Consider the following 15,413-nt stretch of genomic DNA (forward strand, 5'->3'; position numbering starts at 1 on the left):
ATGAATAATCGCCCTTGATCACGGTTATAACTTCCTCTATCGTGGTGAGCCAAGATAGAGAGCCATGCCCAAAAGCATGGCTTTTTATCTGTAAATCGCTCCTGGCCAAAGATGCCGAGCTTGACCGCCTGAAGACGGCGCAAGACCTGATGTTTGTCGTATAATTACATACATGGATACCGCATTTCTTGAGCAGTACTATGAAAAAGTAATCCTTCCACTGTATAAAGATGACGCTATTAAAGTTGCTGTCTGGAAAGATCATGGGCAAGTTGGTCCAGATAGCTGGGCACACTACTTTGAAGATACTAATGGCACCGAGTACGTACTGCTGGCCGAAGACTACCCGAACGGCTCTTATTTGAACGATGACTTAAGCCATGATGTAGTTCTAGTTCCAGATGGTGAAAGTGCGGCGGTAAAAGTTACGATCGATAATAAGTGGTTTCCGAATATTTCAGGGTATTTTACTCTGCTTAGAGAACGAAGCCGCACTTAATCGTAGTTATGACATGCTCTATTGTTGTGAGCATGAATCTATTAAATAGACCATTTCGTTCTCTTGGCATCAGTAGCAAGAGTGTCAGTCAATTAAGATCTTGGTGTTTGGTATTTTTGGCTGAATTTGGCTAATATCGAACTTTGATACGTTTGGGTTGCCACGCAGATCTAAGGTTTCAAGGTTTTTTAAATTACCTATTTCTAGCGGCAAGCCCGAGATGTTGTTGTTTGCGAAGTTAGCAATTCGTAGTTTGCTTAACTGGCCAATTTCGGCGGGAATGCCTGTCATTTTGTTATTTGCGGCGTTAAGAGTTTCAAGGTTAGTTAACTTTCGGATTTCTGCCGGCAAGGCGCCGGTCAAGTTATTGTTGCTTACATCTAAGCTAATAGCTGAATTATCGTCGAGTATATTTTTTGGAACCTCAACCAACCCTTTGCCAGAAAGATCTAGGGCACTATTAGAATTTTCGTTAACTGGCGTGGAAGGTTCTGAGTTTTTACCCAAGTTCTGTGTAAATAGTAAAGCACCCAGGGCTCCTATAACTACCACAAGCACAACTATAATAGCGTTCTTCATCTTGGTATTATACCAGTTAGCTCGATAATTATTGCATACTAGTAGTCCTGAGGGGTTGGTGGCGTGTGACAGTTAAGCAACGGAGTTAAACCAGGCTATTCAAAGTATTCCGGGTAGCGCAGTTGACTGTTAATCAATTGGTCGCGGGTTCGAAACGCTGGGTTTTTGTTTAGGGATGTTAAACTATTAAAATGGATTATTCTAAAAGTCGACCAATTAGACATATTGTACTTTTTAAAGTTTATGAAAACACGAGTAACGAGGACCGCCAGAAAGCGATAGAAACATTAAAAAAACTTGGATCCGAGCCGGGTGTTTTAGAGTGGAGAATTGAAGAATCTTTGGATACGCGCAAAGGTTATGTGATTGCCGAGAATAGTTTATTCGAGGATAATAATAAATTTCAGCAGTTTAGGGCTTCGCAAAATCACAAAGTTGCCGTTGAAGTTATGAGTAAAATCGCCGACTGGACGGTCGCCGATTACGCTGAATGACAAAGCGTGAACCTCCCGAAATTATAAAGACTGTTGGTTTTGATTTTGCGTGGGATGAAAAACTCGTTTGGAAGCTAAAATATCCAGTACAAGAAATGCCAATCCGTGAGCTCGTGTGGCACTTCGAATTCCCGTTTTTGTGGTCTAAGCCAGATGGATTTTATGATGTAAAACCTAGCGATGTCATTAATGATCCCATAAAATTCGCCGATGAATATTCGAGAACAATGAAAGCCGACACTAAATACCCTATAGATATTATGTTTTATAAAGATCGCTGGATGATCTTAGATGGCCTGCACAGATTGATGAAGCAGAGCGTTGCGGGTGATAAAGTAGTTAAGGTGCGTAAAATTCCAACCAGCGCGATAGAAATGATAAAAAAGTAGCTCTAGGTAAGAGCGCTACGAGGCGTTAGCGAGAAATGAAAATCACAGTTAAAGTTAAACCAGGCAGCAAAAAAGGGCCGCTCGTTCAGCCGGGTTTAGCTGGAGATTTGTTAGTTTACATTAAGGAACCCGCTCTTGAGGGCAAGGCGAACGTTTCTTTAGTTAAGATTTTGGCTGAGTATTATAATGTTTCTAAGTCGCGAGTTGTAATTTTAAAGGGCAAGACTTCTACTACGAAAATTGTTGAGATTTTGTTATAGATAAACCGGCATAGTACTCGAGATTTCGATGTAGGTTCGCTATACTTTAGAAATGTCAACTAAAGATAAGATTCTGGTTGTAAGCGGAGCTTGTTTGCTTCTGCTAAGTCCACTGATCGCGGGTTTTGTCTCGCGGGCGTTGGAGCCGCTTGTGTGTCGCCCGGCATTGGGCGAGTTCACCATTTTTAACGCATGCTACGCTTCTATTGGTTTGTTCCCTTACATAATGGGAGTCATCATTCTGGCCGCCACCTTAATGATTTTGAAATCAGTTTTATACGACAAAAGAAAAAATAAGCCATTTATAGCTATAAAATGGACCAGAAGTTATGCAAGTAAGGTTAACAAACTTACTCTGCGTAATACCACTTTGGCGATTATTACAGCTAGCTGTGTACTATGGTTGGGTTCGGCTGGCAATTTGTGGCCATTCATGCTAGAGACTATTGAGTGTCGCAAACTTCCGGTAGAAACTTACGAAACTAGAACCGAAAAATATTATAAAATTCCTGGAGATGCCGATTACGGGGTAAACATATTTAACGAATATAAATTTTGCGACGAGCAGGCTGCAGTTGACGCTGGTTATGCACATTATTTGAGAAACTACTATAGATAACTTTTCTTTTGACCAAAATTAAAGATCTAGGTCCGTGTTTTGCCTGATCGATTTTTTTGATATTGCCTAATAAACCAGATAGTAAAGAATGCTGCCAATAAGAGCCCAAAAATTTGCAATCCCAGTTCAACTCCACCAAAGTGTGTTAATGCGTTTAGGCCGGCGTAACCGATTGAAAGATAAAATATCGAATTGATCATTGTGCCAAAAAATGTAGATGTTATAAAAAGTTTAAAATTAACTTTAACAATGCCGCCTATTATCGAAATAAACGCACCTGGGAAAAACGGGAGTGCGTTCATTGTGAACAGCGCTATCCAATCGTTAACCGGATTTCCACTCAGTCGTTTACCAAAATCTTGCAAATCCTTGTGGGTAACGCCAAAAACCCGGCGACCATTTTTTAGAGTTAACTGGGCTAGTTTGTCGGATAAAAAGTATAAAATCGTTGCTCCAGCGGCGCGCCCTATTGCCGAAAATAAAACTAACACAAGTAAGTACCACCATTCTTGACCCCTAAACTGTACTACTGCTCCAGCAGGGACCAGAACTAAAAACGATGGGATTGGCGAAAAAACTTCTTCTAAAAAAGTCCCGGCGAGTACGAATAACTCAACCGGGACGGTTTTTAGAATTTCGAAGATACTTTGTAGATTGTCGATATCTTAATTTTACAGTAGTAGATCCTCGTTGGCTACCATAAATATTTCGCTTATTTTGCCGCAATCAAAGTCAAAAACTACAACCTTGCCGTCGGCCGAACGACCGACATAGGTGTTGTCATCAAAGTAATCGGTGTAAAAACCCGCATCCCACATTGCAATTGTGGCTGCATCTGGTTCAAACTCCCAAGGATCCGTGGCGCTGTTAAGGTAGTCTAGGTCTGCTACAGCCTGTGCCGGGGTGCGATCGCCGATACCCTCGGAAGCGGCAATTATTACGGTAACGGTGTCGGCCATGTATCCTTCGAGCGCCGCGGTGTTGCCGCTATTGATGGCGTCGGCAATATTTGCTTGAAGATCGTTAGTTACGGTCGGGTCGCAGGCGTCGCTTGGTGTTGATGGAGTGGCGGTTACTTGTTTTTGCTGTAAGTCAAGTATTCTCGCTTGAAGTTCGCTGTTCTGATTTTTTAAGTTCGTTATCTGTTGGTTAAGTGACGTCCACTGCCAAACTAGCCAACCAATTGCAAGCAAGGCCACTACCAGCAGACCAATCAAAACGCCGATTAAAGTTTTTTGGCTGGATTTTTTACCCTGCATTTGTTGTGATTGTGACGGTTGTATATCGTCCATATTACCCCCTATGTTTTAAATCTATTATAACCTAAGTTAAGTTTATTCTAGACTTTTTAAGATTTTGGCTATATCGTTCCTGTCTTTTAAAACTCCTTGCCACAGGTCACCAACTTTTTTGATCCGGGTAGGCATGTTTTTGATCGTGAACTGACTTGGTCTTAATCTAGGCGTAACCTCACTCCAGTCTAGGGGGGCGCTTACGCTAGCATCTTTAGTTGGTCGCGCACTATACGGTGCGGCTAAAGTTTGACCGCGGCTATTCTGTAAGTAATCCAAATAGATCTTACCCTTGCGGTCTGACGGTGAGCGGACCAAACTTGTAAGTTTTGGAAGCTGTTTATTGACCTCGATCCCGATTAAATGGATCAACTGGCGTCCTTGTGCATATGTGTATTTTGCGCCCAAAGGTACGTAAATGTGGATTCCAGATTTACCACTAGTTTTAGGAAAGGCCTTTACTTTCCAGTCGGTGCAAACTTTTTGCACAGCCTTCGCAACTTTTACTACCTCTTTAAAGTCATTGCCGTCTGGATCGAGATCCATTACGGCCCAGTCAGGTTTGTCGTCTGATTGAATGCGTGAATTCCATGGATTAATTTCGATGCAGCCAAGCTGCACCATGTAAATTAAAGTCTGCTCGTTGTTACAAACAAGGTAGTTTACATTTTCATTAGTGCTTTCGCTATGGACTACAAAGTTTTTTGTAAAGTCCGGCAATGGGTGAGTGAAATTTTTCTGAAAAAATCCCTCACCATGAATTCCGTTTGGTTGGCGCAGTAGTGATTCTGGACGATCTTTTAAGTATTTCAAAATTGTTGGCGCAACAGCTTGGTAGTATTCTACTAAATCGCCTTTGGTGAAATTTAACTCTGGCCAAAAAATTTTATCTAAATTGGTAAGTTCTAGTTTGTCCATTTTTACCCCTTTGGTTTTTCGCGGTGGACTTGATTTGGTTTTTTATCATCACGCATACCTTCGAATGACGGGTGTCGCATTGTTCCTCCGGAGGTCCACTCTGCAAAACTAACCTCGCAAACTAGTCTTGGCTCGACCCAGTGGATTTTAGATTTCGCAACGGGCTCCGTGGTGAATGGCGAGTGTTTAATCTCAAGCTTTTTGAGTTGTTCGTAAAGCTTTTTTAAAACCGATTGTTCAAACCCGCCGCCCGAACTACCAATATGAACGAATTTACCTTTTTCATAAACACCTAAAAGTAGGGCGCCAAAATATTCACGGCTGCCCATAGGTTCAGTGTAGCCGCCGATAACAGCTTCTTGTCGTAAGTGTGTTTTAATTTTTAACCAGTTACCCCCGCGGACATTTTGCTGATATTTACTGTTGATTTTTTTAGCTACAATGCCTTCAAGGTGTGATTTTTGGGCCTGCTTAAATAGTTGTTTACCTTGTTTTTCAATATGATCACTATAGCGAAGCACTGCACTGGCTTTTATAGTTTTTTGCAGAATTTGTTTACGCTCAATTAAGGGTAAACTAGTTAAATCTTTGCCGTTTAGCCACAAAATATCAAAAGCATAGTAATAAAGCGTGCCTTCGCTTTTCGAGCTCCAGTTTTGCATCCATTCGAAGTGAGCGTGACCAGTTTTGTCAACTACAACGATTTCACCATCTAAGACAACGTCGTCTTTTAGGCTAAGAATCGCCTCTGTTATGCGAGTGTATTTTTGCGAAAAGTCGTTGCCGTTTCGTGAATAAAGTTCAATATGTGTTTTGTTTTTTGTTGCGATTGCTCGATAGCCATCCCACTTTATTTCAAAGATCCAGTCATCCCCGTCGAAGGGATCATCAACTAGCGTGCAAAGCATTGGTTTTACGTTTTTTGGCATAGATTTTTTGGGTGCATTTTTAGCCTGATCCCGCGCAAGTTGCTTTACGGTTTTGCCGCTAACTACAGATTCGTTTTTCTTCAAAATATCTTTGGTTGTTGCCTGGGTGTCGCCTTTTTTAACCATTAGCCATGCGTCATTGTCCTTGGAATTTTGAAGTTTTATTAGTGCAAATTCACCTTGCAGTTTTTGACCAAATAAATAAAAAGTTATATGGCCTTTTTTTAGGCCTTCCAACATTTCCTTTTCACCACCGTTGTTTAAAGGCTGGTATGTTCCGGAATCCCAAATAATAACTTCGCCTGCGCCATAGTTACCTTCGGGTATCACGCCTTCAAATTTACGATATTCAAACGGATGATCCTCAGTTATGACGGCTAAATGATGATCTCTCGGGTTCATGCTCGGTCCTTTTGGTATGGCCCAGCTTTTTAAAACCCCGTCAACCTCCAACCTAAAATCGTAATGATGTTGGCTAGCCTGGTGTTCTTGCACAACAAATTCTAGTTCTTTGCTACTTTTGCGCTCTGCACCTTTAGGTTCTGGGGTTTTATCAAAATTGCGTTTTGCGTGATATTTTTGCAGGCCCATTCTTACTCCCAACAGATCGTATCAGACATAATTCAATTACTTCTTCAAACTTGCTTTCAGGGCTGCCATTAAATCTTTAGCCTCTGTGTTTTTGCTTGGTTTTGGCGAGCTAACTTTCTTGCCTTTTAGCTTTTTCTCAATCATCTCCTCAAGCTCTTCCACGTAAGTATCGTGATAGTCTTCGGGTGCAAAATGCTTGGTTTGCTGCTTGATTAATGTTAAAGCTACTTCTAGCTCTTTCTCGCTGACTTTTTCATCGGGTAGTTTTAGGCCACTACCAGTCCTTAAATCTGTTGGAAAGCGCATTTGATCCAGTACTAGAGCATTGCCAACCGGCTTTATAACGCCCAAATGTTCACGATCGTGGAAAACCCATAAAACTAATGCAATTTTCTTAGAACTCTGCAAGGCTTCGCGCAAAAGTGCATAGGCTTTTTCACCACCTTTTACAGGCTCTAAATAGTAGGGTTTTTCAAAATAACGAACGTCGATTTCTTGTTCTTCTATAAAGCTTTGAATGTCCACAGTTTTGGATTTTTTAGCATCAGCGCTCTGCAGATCTTTTGGCGAAAGTACAATGTAATCCCCGTCTTTATACTCGTAACCTTTAACAATTTCTTCCCAAGGCACCTCTGTACCTTCTTTTCGGCAAATGCGTGCATAACGAATAGGCGAGTGGTCGGCCTTGTGAAGCATGTCTAAATCGAGCCCTTTTCGCGGATTCGTGCCGCTATATAAGTTCACGGGTATATTTACTAAGCCAAAGCTTATTGAGCCTGTCCAGATTGGTCGCATAGATCCTCCATATTGCTAATGTTAACATACTTTTAAAACATAAGTACTTAGGTATATTATGTAGAGAATGGTCAAATCCATAAACTATCACCAGGATTTTGCGTGTAATTAACAGGAGGCGTGGTAGATGATTGAAGTAATTATAGATATGCTGCCGAGTGCACTTGGCGTAGTAATAAGTCCGTTGCCGATTGCGGCCATGATTTTGATCTTAATGAGCGACAGAGCTAAGTCTAATGGTACGGCTTTTGTGGCGGGTTGGATTTTGGTGGTTTTTGCAGTAGGTTTTACCGGCCTGAACTTAATTGGTTCAAACCAGGACACAACTGATCACAATAAAGTTGCGCTGATTGTTCAGTTAATTGCCGGAATTTTATTACTATTTTTAGCCGGAAAAAACTGGGTGTCGCGACCAAAAGGTACCGGAGAACCAAAAACTCCGGGCTGGATGTCGAGTTTAAGTAAAATGCGCTGGTTCTCGGCATTTGGACTTGCAATTCTGCTTGGTGGCGTAAACCCTAAAAACCTGGCGTTGATCTTGGGGGGTGTTGGTTCGATTGTCGAAGCCAATCTAAGCGCAACCGACGGTTACGTAGCCTTGACGATTTTTGTTGTAATTGCTAGCTTGTCGCTGGCAGTTCCGTTGTTGTACATAATTTTTGCTGGTCAAAGCGCCAAAAAACTACTATCAAAGCTAAAAGTTTGGTTGGTGCGATACAACTCTGTGGTAATGGCGGTAGTTTTACTTTTGGTTGGGCTAAAGTTAACTATCAAAGCTATCGTGAAGCTGTACGCCTGATTATTAAAAGTGAATTAGGTTAAATAAAATCTGGCGTTAATATATACTAAATTTATGAAACAGAACATTCCAGATGAACAATATATAGCTGACGCCTTATGGCAAAAAAACTTTGATCTTTCGAAAGTTCCACAAGAAATTAAAACTAAAATTACTTCTCAAAAGCACTCTGCCGCAGCCTATGGTGAGCGCATGCGCGACTATATTAATTGGCTGTATGATCACCCCCAGAGCTACAACCCAAATTACAATCAGCGGTACAAGCAACTGAGTCGAGCGGTACAATCATTAACGCCGCATCAGGCTTATATTTTACGCAGCAATACACTAGGAAAAAATGCGTCTCAAGGGTTCGAAAAGATTCCTGACAAGGCAAACATTAAGCTGCCACATGATAATAAGCTAATGCTGCGCAGCCAAGTTGGCTGGCATTTTTTTGTGGGCAGTGTGTGGGGCGAGGATGGTCAGGAGTATGGTGTTGAACTTATGTTTTTTGGGACAGCAATTTTACCTCCGCAGCTTGCCGCCGACGCTGGGTTGTCTGACCTAGAAAATCAAATCATGGAAGTTCAGCTGGCAATTTCAAAGGCTGGCGAGGTACATCATCAAGCTGATCCGGTGGTGGTTGCCGGTACTTCGGGTTTGCTTGAGTGCTCGACTGATCCATTTAGCATAAGTCTGGGCAAAAATCATTTACGCTCAAGTAAAAAAGGTGCTTTGTTCCCGCTTAATTTAACTGCAAAGGGATGGGATCGCGCTAAGGCGGGCGATTCGTTTGAGATTGGCCTTGATCTTAACGTAAACTCAGATCGACCGGTCTTGTATCAAGGCGACGACGGCGCGATGCCTTCGTTGGCTGGAATTGGTACGCTTTATTATTCTATTCCGGCACTTGAAATATCGCCCGGCAGTAGTTTAACGTATGGCGGTAAACAAGTTAAATTAAAACGCGGACTGCTTTGGTACGACCACCAATGGGGTTTTATGGGTGGTAATCCAAATTCGGCAGTGCTGCGTGCGGCGAGTAACATGGGAGGCGCGCCTGCATCTGGGTGGGACTGGTACATGATGCAGTTTGACGGAAACAGGCAAATCACCGTATTTGCAACGCACAGCAATAAATTAAAGCAATTTTATTTTCAGTCTGGACCTACGCCGCCAGGGACAATGCAAGTTTCGGTGGCTGGCAAGTATATGGACGAAGCTGGCGACCTACATATTGTCTGGGGTGAGTTAACCATCGACGGTTGGGCGCAGGCGAAAACCAGTCCCAATCCGGCGTTGTACCCAGTTACCAATGTTTGGCACCCTAATCACTGGATATTTGAATTTAACGATCCTGTTCCCGAAGACATTCGGCACTTTAGCATGGAACAGATTGTTCCGGTTGCTCAGACCAATTATTTTGCTAATACTGCGCAGTATAATGAAGGTGCGGTTTATATTAAAAATGTTCAGGGCGAGGATATCGGTCGCGGTTTTGCGGAAGCAGTGTCGTATGCGAATACCTCTGAGAATGCTTACAGATTACTAGGATTTGAGCAAAACGCCAGGCTTACGCGCACGCTGCAAAATCAAACGGCATCGCTTCTTGGTCGCTTAGCCAGTTTATGTTTTGTAATTGGTCATCAATCCGAACTAAAACATGAGCTAACTCACGCTGCAGGGCTAGAATTTATGGGCCCAGGGCCGGCGCCTGTTCGCCGAACTTGAAGTAACATGAACGCAAAAAAACTTATTAAAACTTAACTAGGGGCAAGTATGGAAACCGAAATTAAACCAACCAATAAAAATGATCTAGGTTGGCTTTCTTGGCTGGTGGTTGGAGTGGTTGTAGTGGCCAGCGCTGTCCTTGCATGGTGGCAATATAGTCAGATACAAAGTTTGCAAAATCAATTAGCGCAAAAACAAACTGCGCTGGACACAGCCGAAACTGATCTGCCTTTGACTGAACTCAACGGGGTGATTGAGCCGGATAATCCTGACGCACCAGTAAGTACGAACAACGACACGGCGCAGATTCTGAGTGTTACCGATGCTTACGTTCGTGCTCCAGTCGCGGCCGAATCTGAGAAGTTTGAATACACAATCGCTGATAAAACTGGCGATTTTGCCAAAGTCAACGTTAAGCTTAGTGAAGGTGGCGGCTATTACCTGGTACTTAAAAAGGTAGGCGATCAGTGGACGGTGTTGTTTGGCGGTCAGGACGTTCCGACCGAAGAAATGGCACAGAAATACGGTCTGCCAGCTGGGTATTATTAGATGGTTATTCACCCGCACCATTATTCTGTTAAAAAACAAAAACGTGGGCCGCTCGATCTACTCGTTTACTTTTTTATGATCGCCACTCCATTGTTCGAAATTCCGCAGGCGATCGCAATTTATAGTAGTAAGGATGCCGCAAGTGTATCGCTACTTACTTGGAGCTTTTTTTGGGCGGCCAGCGTTGTTTGGTTTATGTATGGTTATAAAAATAGGCTTGTACCAATTATGGTAACTTACGGATTGTATTTTATTGTTGAGGCTGTGATTGTAGCGGGGATTTTGATGTATTCGTGATTTTGGGTGTAGCGTGCGCTACACCCTGTGGCGCTAATTTTCGCAGCAACTTATTAGGTCGTCCACGATTTGTTTAATATCCTGCTCGGCATTTAATCTGACGGCGCCAAAATTGACCATGTCACGACGGAATTGCGGCACAAGACCATTGATCCAGCTTTCATGTTCGGGTGTGCAATCGAACGGGAAGGGTGTGTGACGGCTGGGAGACTTCAATCTAGTGAAAATCGTTTTGGGCGATACGTCTAAAAACGCCACGGCATCGAAGATCCCAAGTTGAACCAGCTCTAGTGAATTCGCTGCAATCCCAGCCATGTAAATGATTTGGTTTTTTGGACAGACATTTAAAAACTCTGTAATCGCTTTGATATTCCAGACGAAGTCGTGATTGGCTCTCCACTCGGGACTATTACTGTATTCGCAAGCAATTCCCTGCTTATTAATCCATCCAGAGAGATTGGCCATTTGATCTAGGTCAAAGGCCGACCTACCTCGGTTGCAGAGTTCATTTACGAGACTGCTTTTGCCGGAGCCCGCTAAGCCCAGTACTAAACATTTAACCACCAAAACATTCTATAACACTTAACTTAAAACGTTGACAAAAAAACAAAGCACGAGCATTATAGAATTAACCCAGTTAATAACTAATGGAAGGATTTAAATGGCAACTGCAAGCTCATCAGTAGTAAAAACGGAGCGCACAGCCCTGGTTGTTCAGGGTATTTTGGCGATCTTGTTTGGTCTTTTTGCTGTATTTTGGCCTGGCATGACTGCAATAACATTAATCTACTTGTTCTCGGCCTTCTTGGTTATTGATGGAATCGTAGTAATGATCCTTGGCTTGATTAGCATGAGTAAGTTTGGCAAGGCGCTGCTTTTACTGTTGCTTGGTCTTCTGGAACTTGGAATCGGTTTATTCTTAATTAATAATCCGCTGATTACATTCGCTACCCTTGTTTTAGTGCTTGGATTCTCGCTTATTTTGCGCGGATTATTCAGTTTTGTCGGTGCGTTTGTGCACAAAGAAAACGCTTATTCGACTCGCATGCTTCACGGAATTCTCGGAGTTCTAGGAGTAGTTGTTGGTTTGATCGTTCTGTTCTGGCCGGCTGCTAGCGGTTTGGCTTTCGTTTGGATTCTAGGTTTATACGCGCTTGTCGCAGGGCCAATACTAATCGCTGCTTCGTTCGATTTGGCAAAATTAAGCAAATAACAAATCTGACCGCTCGGCAAAACTGGGCGGTCTTTTTAAACTTATGACACAAAAGACTAAGACTCACCCCCATTCGGCGCTTGACGGTTGGCGCATTTTTGGTTCAACGCTTTTTGCAACCTTGGCGATAATTAGCTTGCTCGGTTATTTATTAACTCGCTGGACTCATAATTATTTATTAAACACCGAAAAATTTACAAATATTGCCAGCCAACTTCCTAAAAAACCTGAGGTTGTCGCTGCTTTAAGCAAATTTAGCACACAAAAACTTTTCGAAGCTATTAACGCTCAAGCATTGATTGCTGATTCTTTACCCGATAAGGCTAAGTTTTTAGCCGCACCGCTTGCAACCCAGTTACAAACTACAGCTACAAGCTTAGCCACAAATATCATAAGTAGCGAGCAGTTTGAAACGGCATGGCTGTTTATCGTCGGTAATGCCCACGCCGAGTTTATAAAAGTCGTAACAGCACCTCCGTTAGAAGTGACTAATGATCAGATTAGTAATGTTGGATTGCAGCTAGGGGATGTTATTCGTAATGTTGCTGGTCAACTTGGTCGCGAAGACATTGGAATGGCGGCCGATCAAACAATCGGTAATGCAACCGAGGTAACTATTAACTTAAGATCTCAAATTGATCTAATCAGGCAAGCTGTAGCGGCAGTAAATTACCTGTACGCAATTTTACCGTTGGTGGCGTTAACCTTGGCACTAGCTGCGATTTGGCTAAGTCATCATATGAGTCGCGCAATTTTAGCTATGAGTATCGCAGGGTTACTTGTAGTAGGGCTTGTAATGGTCGCGCTCAAAGCTGCAAAGTCTGAATTTGTCATGCGACTTCAGGACGCAACTTATCAGTCGGCGCTGGCAGTGTCGTGGGATGTGATTACAGAAGGCTTAGTTCGAATGTTTGTGGTCTCGGCGGTGATTTTGTTTGCAACAATGCTCTTAGCAATTTTGTTTGGTCCATACGAATTCGCCGGCAAACTGCGCAAGCTTATGTACCTAGAAAAAATCGGGCATACAAGATTTGGTGAAACATTCGAAAAATCAAGGACATTTGTTAAGAAGTATATACTCGTAGCCTGCGTTGGCGCAGCAGCTGTTGCAATTGCAGTTTTACTTATAGTGCAACAAATTACTTGGGTTACAGTAATACAAACGCTTCTCGCTTGGATCAGTTTTTGTATCTTACTAGCGATTTACGTTAAGCGGCCAGATTAGTTGTTGACGCGACCTAAAACTACAAAAAGTGCCAAACCAAAACCGATAATCAGCGAAATTATGCTGGCAATAGGCGCTACGGCGTAGGACGTTAGCCCGACGATCAAAAGGTATATCAGTGTAACGTTAACCCTTGTACTAACTCTGTTTTTAAGCACGAAAGTCATTAGAATCAGTAATATAAGTAAAACTGCAAAAGGTAAGATGTTCACCGCTACGTCACTCAAATAATTAGCGGTTGAATTTACCATCTCGCTGGACTCTTGGATTTGTTCAACTTCTTCATGAGGAACTCCAGAATCGTGCGCAAGATTTGTCATGTACTAATTGTACTACGCCGGTTCAATGGGAGGTAGTTCGTCGTGGTTTTTAAAAGGGGACTCTTTAATAAACAAGCTGATTATGGCTGCGACCGCCATCACTACTGCCGAAATCACAAAGATCTGAGTGATTGATCCGGCAAGCGCAGTTTGCAAGGTAGTTACGAAGCTCGAGAAGGCGCTTGCGGCGGCTTGACGAATCGGCTCTGGTAGTTCGGCAAAGTTGCCAGTAATAATCGCCTGTGAATTTAGTACGCCCTGAACGGCGTTTATATCAAAGTTCTTGAACATCTCGCCGAATCCACTTTGGTTGGCAATGGCTACGAACGGCTCATTTTGAATATTGCTAAGTTTTTGAGTTAGCGCGTTGTTCATAACTCCACCTAAAATTGCTAAACCTACAGTGCTACCTATATTGCGGAATAGCTGAACGGCACTACTAGCCACGCCTAAATCTTTTTGTTCGGCGGAATTTTGTGCGATTAAGTTGAAGAGGGGCATCGACATACCAAGGCCAACACCAGTCAAAGTCATTCGCCATAACAGATCCCAATAACCACTAGCAGCCGTTAGGGTAGATAAAGTCCAAACGCCGATAGTTGCGAGTGCCAACCCACCAATAACAAACACCTTATACTTACCAGTTTTGTTAACAATTTGACCTACGACAATGCTGCCGGCAGTCAAAGACACGATCATTGGGAGTAAAATTATTCCGGAATTTGTAGCGCTAAAATTCAAGATTTGCTGCGCGAAGGTTGGAATGTAAATGATTGCACCAAAGAATGCCATTCCAAATAACAGCATCAAAACACAAACTAGGGCAAAAGTTTTGTTAGCAAAAAGGTGCAACGGGATAATCGGCTCCTTGGCCTTTTTTTCTGCCCAAATAAACAGGCCACCAGTTACCGCTGCTCCTACGAATAAGCCGATTGTTTGCAAGGAATTCCAAGCCCAGCCTTCTGTTCCGCCCAGTGAACAAGCGAGTACTAAACAGCCAAGCGAAAGGCTAAGTAAAACTGCACCTAAGTAATCAATTACAACTTTTTTAGCTTTGTTCACAAAAGTTGGCAGGTATCTTGCGATCAAGGCAAAAGCGATCGCGCCAAGTGGAACGTTGATAAAGAAAGCCCATCGCCAGTCGGTTGTAAACCACAAAAATGGATTGCCATCTGTTAGGTATCCACCCAAAAGCGGACCAACTAAAGACGATAAACCGAATACGGCCCCGATAATTCCCTGCCACTTGCCGCGTTCGCGCATGTTAAATAAGTCGCCGATCACGGTGAATGCATTAGCAAATAAAATACCACCACCGATACCTTGCAGAGCTCGGAGAGCGATTAGCTGTTCAATGTTTTGTGAAATCCCACAAAGTAAACTTGCAACTACAAAGATAATTACGCCACTTAGTAAGAGCTTGCGACGACCGTATAAGTCTGATAGTTTTCCGGCGATTGGCACGGCGATCGTAGAAGCTAATAAATAAGCAGTGACAACCCAGCTAAGCTCTTTGAGGGCGTTAAATTCGCTTAAAATCTTTGGTAGGGCGGTGCCAACAATTGTTTGGTCAAGCGCCGCCAAAAACATGCCGGTCATTACTGCGGCCATAATAATTATCTTTTGCTTTTGTTCAAGATGTTGTAACATTAGTTTTCCTTTTTGCTTTGCTCAACTGCTGTTTTAATTGTTTCTAATCTGGTCGTTGCTTGATTTATGAATGTCTCAAAGCTGCTAACGGGGCACACACCTAACATACCTCGGTCTTTTAAACCAATTATAATCAGCTTGTCGCCAGTTTGGATGTTTAGTGCTTCGCGTGCTTCTTGTGGAATCACGATTTGGCCTTTTGTTCCAACTGTTGCTGAACCATAAAATGAGCATTCATTTGTCATAGCTTACCTAGTAGTACTTGTATAACTAGTAATACTA

Annotated in this window: 21 protein-coding genes; 11 read left to right on the plus strand and 10 right to left on the minus strand. The window is 42.7% G+C overall.

Annotated elements, in window-relative coordinates; translation table 11 throughout:
• The first annotated feature begins 172 nt into the window (after window positions 1-172).
• Window positions 173-499: a hypothetical protein gene (locus VLA77_01045; GenBank protein HSE29155.1), complete on the plus strand. Its 327-nt coding sequence runs from the start codon at window positions 173-175 to the stop codon at window positions 497-499.
• A gap of 84 nt (window positions 500-583) precedes the next feature.
• On the opposite strand, the gene VLA77_01050 is transcribed toward VLA77_01045, so the two are convergent.
• A complete protein-coding gene (locus VLA77_01050) occupies window positions 584-1,078 on the minus strand; it encodes a leucine-rich repeat domain-containing protein (protein ID HSE29156.1) in 495 nt (164 codons plus the stop codon).
• Window positions 1,079-1,269: 191 nt separating this feature from the next.
• Between VLA77_01050 and VLA77_01055 the strand changes: the two genes are divergently transcribed.
• From VLA77_01055 to VLA77_01070, 4 genes are read left to right on the plus strand one after another with little or no spacing between them, the layout of a single operon-like run.
• The gene (locus VLA77_01055; GenBank protein ID HSE29157.1) at window positions 1,270-1,572 is read left to right on the plus strand and encodes a Dabb family protein; all 303 of its coding nucleotides are present in this window, start codon (window positions 1,270-1,272) and stop codon (window positions 1,570-1,572) included.
• A complete protein-coding gene (locus tag VLA77_01060; GenBank protein HSE29158.1) occupies window positions 1,569-1,961 on the plus strand; it encodes a hypothetical protein in 393 nt (130 codons plus the stop codon). The genes VLA77_01055 and VLA77_01060 overlap by 4 nt, the downstream gene beginning before the upstream one ends.
• Window positions 1,962-1,996: 35 nt before the next feature.
• Window positions 1,997-2,221 (plus strand): DUF167 domain-containing protein, encoded by a 225-nt coding sequence (locus VLA77_01065; GenBank protein ID HSE29159.1) that lies wholly within the window; start codon window positions 1,997-1,999, stop codon window positions 2,219-2,221.
• Window positions 2,222-2,273: 52 nt separating this feature from the next.
• Window positions 2,274-2,840 (plus strand): hypothetical protein, encoded by a 567-nt coding sequence (locus VLA77_01070; protein HSE29160.1) that lies wholly within the window; start codon window positions 2,274-2,276, stop codon window positions 2,838-2,840.
• Between the two features lie 26 nt (window positions 2,841-2,866).
• On the opposite strand, the gene VLA77_01075 is transcribed toward VLA77_01070, so the two are convergent.
• The 5 genes from VLA77_01075 to VLA77_01095 are packed head-to-tail and all read right to left on the minus strand — an operon-like array spanning window position 2,867 to window position 7,365.
• Window positions 2,867-3,502 (minus strand): VTT domain-containing protein, encoded by a 636-nt coding sequence (locus VLA77_01075; protein HSE29161.1) that lies wholly within the window; start codon window positions 3,500-3,502, stop codon window positions 2,867-2,869.
• Window positions 3,503-3,511: 9 nt separating this feature from the next.
• Window positions 3,512-4,132: a hypothetical protein gene (locus VLA77_01080; protein HSE29162.1), complete on the minus strand. Its 621-nt coding sequence runs from the start codon at window positions 4,130-4,132 to the stop codon at window positions 3,512-3,514.
• Window positions 4,133-4,174: 42 nt separating this feature from the next.
• Window positions 4,175-5,050, minus strand: coding sequence for a non-homologous end-joining DNA ligase (gene ligD / locus VLA77_01085; GenBank protein ID HSE29163.1), 876 nt, complete (start codon window positions 5,048-5,050; stop codon window positions 4,175-4,177).
• Window positions 5,051-5,052: 2 nt separating this feature from the next.
• Window positions 5,053-6,570: a non-homologous end-joining DNA ligase gene (ligD, locus tag VLA77_01090; GenBank protein ID HSE29164.1), complete on the minus strand. Its 1,518-nt coding sequence runs from the start codon at window positions 6,568-6,570 to the stop codon at window positions 5,053-5,055.
• A gap of 36 nt (window positions 6,571-6,606) precedes the next feature.
• Window positions 6,607-7,365, minus strand: a complete 759-nt coding sequence (locus VLA77_01095) for a Ku protein (protein ID HSE29165.1) — start codon at window positions 7,363-7,365, stop codon at window positions 6,607-6,609.
• A 127-nt stretch (window positions 7,366-7,492) separates the two neighbouring features.
• On the opposite strand from VLA77_01095, the gene VLA77_01100 reads away from it, so the two are divergent.
• The 4 genes from VLA77_01100 to VLA77_01115 are packed head-to-tail and all read left to right on the plus strand — an operon-like array spanning window position 7,493 to window position 10,723.
• Window positions 7,493-8,164: a GAP family protein gene (locus tag VLA77_01100; protein HSE29166.1), complete on the plus strand. Its 672-nt coding sequence runs from the start codon at window positions 7,493-7,495 to the stop codon at window positions 8,162-8,164.
• 54 nt (window positions 8,165-8,218) lie between these two features.
• Window positions 8,219-9,877: a lipocalin-like domain-containing protein gene (locus tag VLA77_01105; GenBank protein HSE29167.1), complete on the plus strand. Its 1,659-nt coding sequence runs from the start codon at window positions 8,219-8,221 to the stop codon at window positions 9,875-9,877.
• Between the two features lie 48 nt (window positions 9,878-9,925).
• On the plus strand, window positions 9,926-10,426 hold the full coding sequence (locus VLA77_01110) for a hypothetical protein (protein HSE29168.1): 501 nt from the start codon (window positions 9,926-9,928) through the stop codon (window positions 10,424-10,426).
• Window positions 10,427-10,723 (plus strand): hypothetical protein, encoded by a 297-nt coding sequence (locus VLA77_01115; protein HSE29169.1) that lies wholly within the window; start codon window positions 10,427-10,429, stop codon window positions 10,721-10,723.
• Between the two features lie 33 nt (window positions 10,724-10,756).
• On the opposite strand, the gene VLA77_01120 is transcribed toward VLA77_01115, so the two are convergent.
• Window positions 10,757-11,287, minus strand: coding sequence for a hypothetical protein (locus tag VLA77_01120; GenBank protein ID HSE29170.1), 531 nt, complete (start codon window positions 11,285-11,287; stop codon window positions 10,757-10,759).
• Between the two features lie 97 nt (window positions 11,288-11,384).
• On the opposite strand from VLA77_01120, the gene VLA77_01125 reads away from it, so the two are divergent.
• Window positions 11,385-11,936 (plus strand): DUF308 domain-containing protein, encoded by a 552-nt coding sequence (locus VLA77_01125; GenBank protein ID HSE29171.1) that lies wholly within the window; start codon window positions 11,385-11,387, stop codon window positions 11,934-11,936.
• Window positions 11,937-11,979: 43 nt separating this feature from the next.
• Window positions 11,980-13,161: a hypothetical protein gene (locus tag VLA77_01130; GenBank protein ID HSE29172.1), complete on the plus strand. Its 1,182-nt coding sequence runs from the start codon at window positions 11,980-11,982 to the stop codon at window positions 13,159-13,161.
• Here VLA77_01130 and VLA77_01135 read toward each other — a convergent pair.
• Genes VLA77_01135 through VLA77_01145 form a run of 3 tightly spaced genes read right to left on the minus strand, consistent with a single transcriptional unit; the run spans window position 13,158 to window position 15,376 of the window.
• On the minus strand, window positions 13,158-13,481 hold the full coding sequence (locus VLA77_01135) for a hypothetical protein (protein HSE29173.1): 324 nt from the start codon (window positions 13,479-13,481) through the stop codon (window positions 13,158-13,160). The genes VLA77_01130 and VLA77_01135 overlap by 4 nt on opposite strands.
• 12 nt (window positions 13,482-13,493) lie before the next feature.
• Entirely contained in the window at window positions 13,494-15,131 is a 1,638-nt protein-coding gene (locus tag VLA77_01140) for an MDR family MFS transporter (GenBank protein HSE29174.1), read from the minus strand.
• Entirely contained in the window at window positions 15,131-15,376 is a 246-nt protein-coding gene (locus tag VLA77_01145) for an AbrB/MazE/SpoVT family DNA-binding domain-containing protein (protein HSE29175.1), read from the minus strand. The genes VLA77_01140 and VLA77_01145 overlap by 1 nt, the downstream gene beginning before the upstream one ends.
• Between the last annotated feature and the right edge of the window lie 37 nt (window positions 15,377-15,413).

It is taken from the genome of Candidatus Saccharimonadales bacterium, assembly GCA_035457485.1.
Lineage (GTDB): Bacteria > Patescibacteriota > Saccharimonadia > Saccharimonadales > EFPC-124 > DATIBO01.

What these genes read in the sequence shown, in the direction of transcription:
- VLA77_01105 (HSE29167.1), top strand. Translation starts at nt 8,219, where the DNA reads ATGAAACAGAACATTCCAGATGAACAATATATAGCTGACGCCTTATGG.
- VLA77_01110 (HSE29168.1), top strand. Translation starts at nt 9,926, where the DNA reads ATGGAAACCGAAATTAAACCAACCAATAAAAATGATCTAGGTTGGCTT.
- VLA77_01100 (HSE29166.1), top strand. Translation starts at nt 7,493, where the DNA reads ATGATTGAAGTAATTATAGATATGCTGCCGAGTGCACTTGGCGTAGTA.
- VLA77_01145 (HSE29175.1), bottom strand. Translation starts at nt 15,376, where the DNA reads ATGACAAATGAATGCTCATTTTATGGTTCAGCAACAGTTGGAACAAAA.
- ligD (HSE29163.1), bottom strand. Translation starts at nt 5,050, where the DNA reads ATGGACAAACTAGAACTTACCAATTTAGATAAAATTTTTTGGCCAGAG.
- VLA77_01045 (HSE29155.1), top strand. Translation starts at nt 173, where the DNA reads ATGGATACCGCATTTCTTGAGCAGTACTATGAAAAAGTAATCCTTCCA.
- VLA77_01115 (HSE29169.1), top strand. Translation starts at nt 10,427, where the DNA reads ATGGTTATTCACCCGCACCATTATTCTGTTAAAAAACAAAAACGTGGG.
- ligD (HSE29164.1), bottom strand. Translation starts at nt 6,570, where the DNA reads ATGGGCCTGCAAAAATATCACGCAAAACGCAATTTTGATAAAACCCCA.
- VLA77_01135 (HSE29173.1), bottom strand. Translation starts at nt 13,481, where the DNA reads ATGACAAATCTTGCGCACGATTCTGGAGTTCCTCATGAAGAAGTTGAA.
- VLA77_01055 (HSE29157.1), top strand. Translation starts at nt 1,270, where the DNA reads ATGGATTATTCTAAAAGTCGACCAATTAGACATATTGTACTTTTTAAA.
- VLA77_01095 (HSE29165.1), bottom strand. Translation starts at nt 7,365, where the DNA reads ATGCGACCAATCTGGACAGGCTCAATAAGCTTTGGCTTAGTAAATATA.
- VLA77_01070 (HSE29160.1), top strand. Translation starts at nt 2,274, where the DNA reads ATGTCAACTAAAGATAAGATTCTGGTTGTAAGCGGAGCTTGTTTGCTT.
- VLA77_01130 (HSE29172.1), top strand. Translation starts at nt 11,980, where the DNA reads ATGACACAAAAGACTAAGACTCACCCCCATTCGGCGCTTGACGGTTGG.
- VLA77_01065 (HSE29159.1), top strand. Translation starts at nt 1,997, where the DNA reads ATGAAAATCACAGTTAAAGTTAAACCAGGCAGCAAAAAAGGGCCGCTC.
- VLA77_01140 (HSE29174.1), bottom strand. Translation starts at nt 15,131, where the DNA reads ATGTTACAACATCTTGAACAAAAGCAAAAGATAATTATTATGGCCGCA.
- VLA77_01080 (HSE29162.1), bottom strand. Translation starts at nt 4,132, where the DNA reads ATGGACGATATACAACCGTCACAATCACAACAAATGCAGGGTAAAAAA.
- VLA77_01060 (HSE29158.1), top strand. Translation starts at nt 1,569, where the DNA reads ATGACAAAGCGTGAACCTCCCGAAATTATAAAGACTGTTGGTTTTGAT.
- VLA77_01050 (HSE29156.1), bottom strand. Translation starts at nt 1,078, where the DNA reads ATGAAGAACGCTATTATAGTTGTGCTTGTGGTAGTTATAGGAGCCCTG.
- VLA77_01125 (HSE29171.1), top strand. Translation starts at nt 11,385, where the DNA reads ATGGCAACTGCAAGCTCATCAGTAGTAAAAACGGAGCGCACAGCCCTG.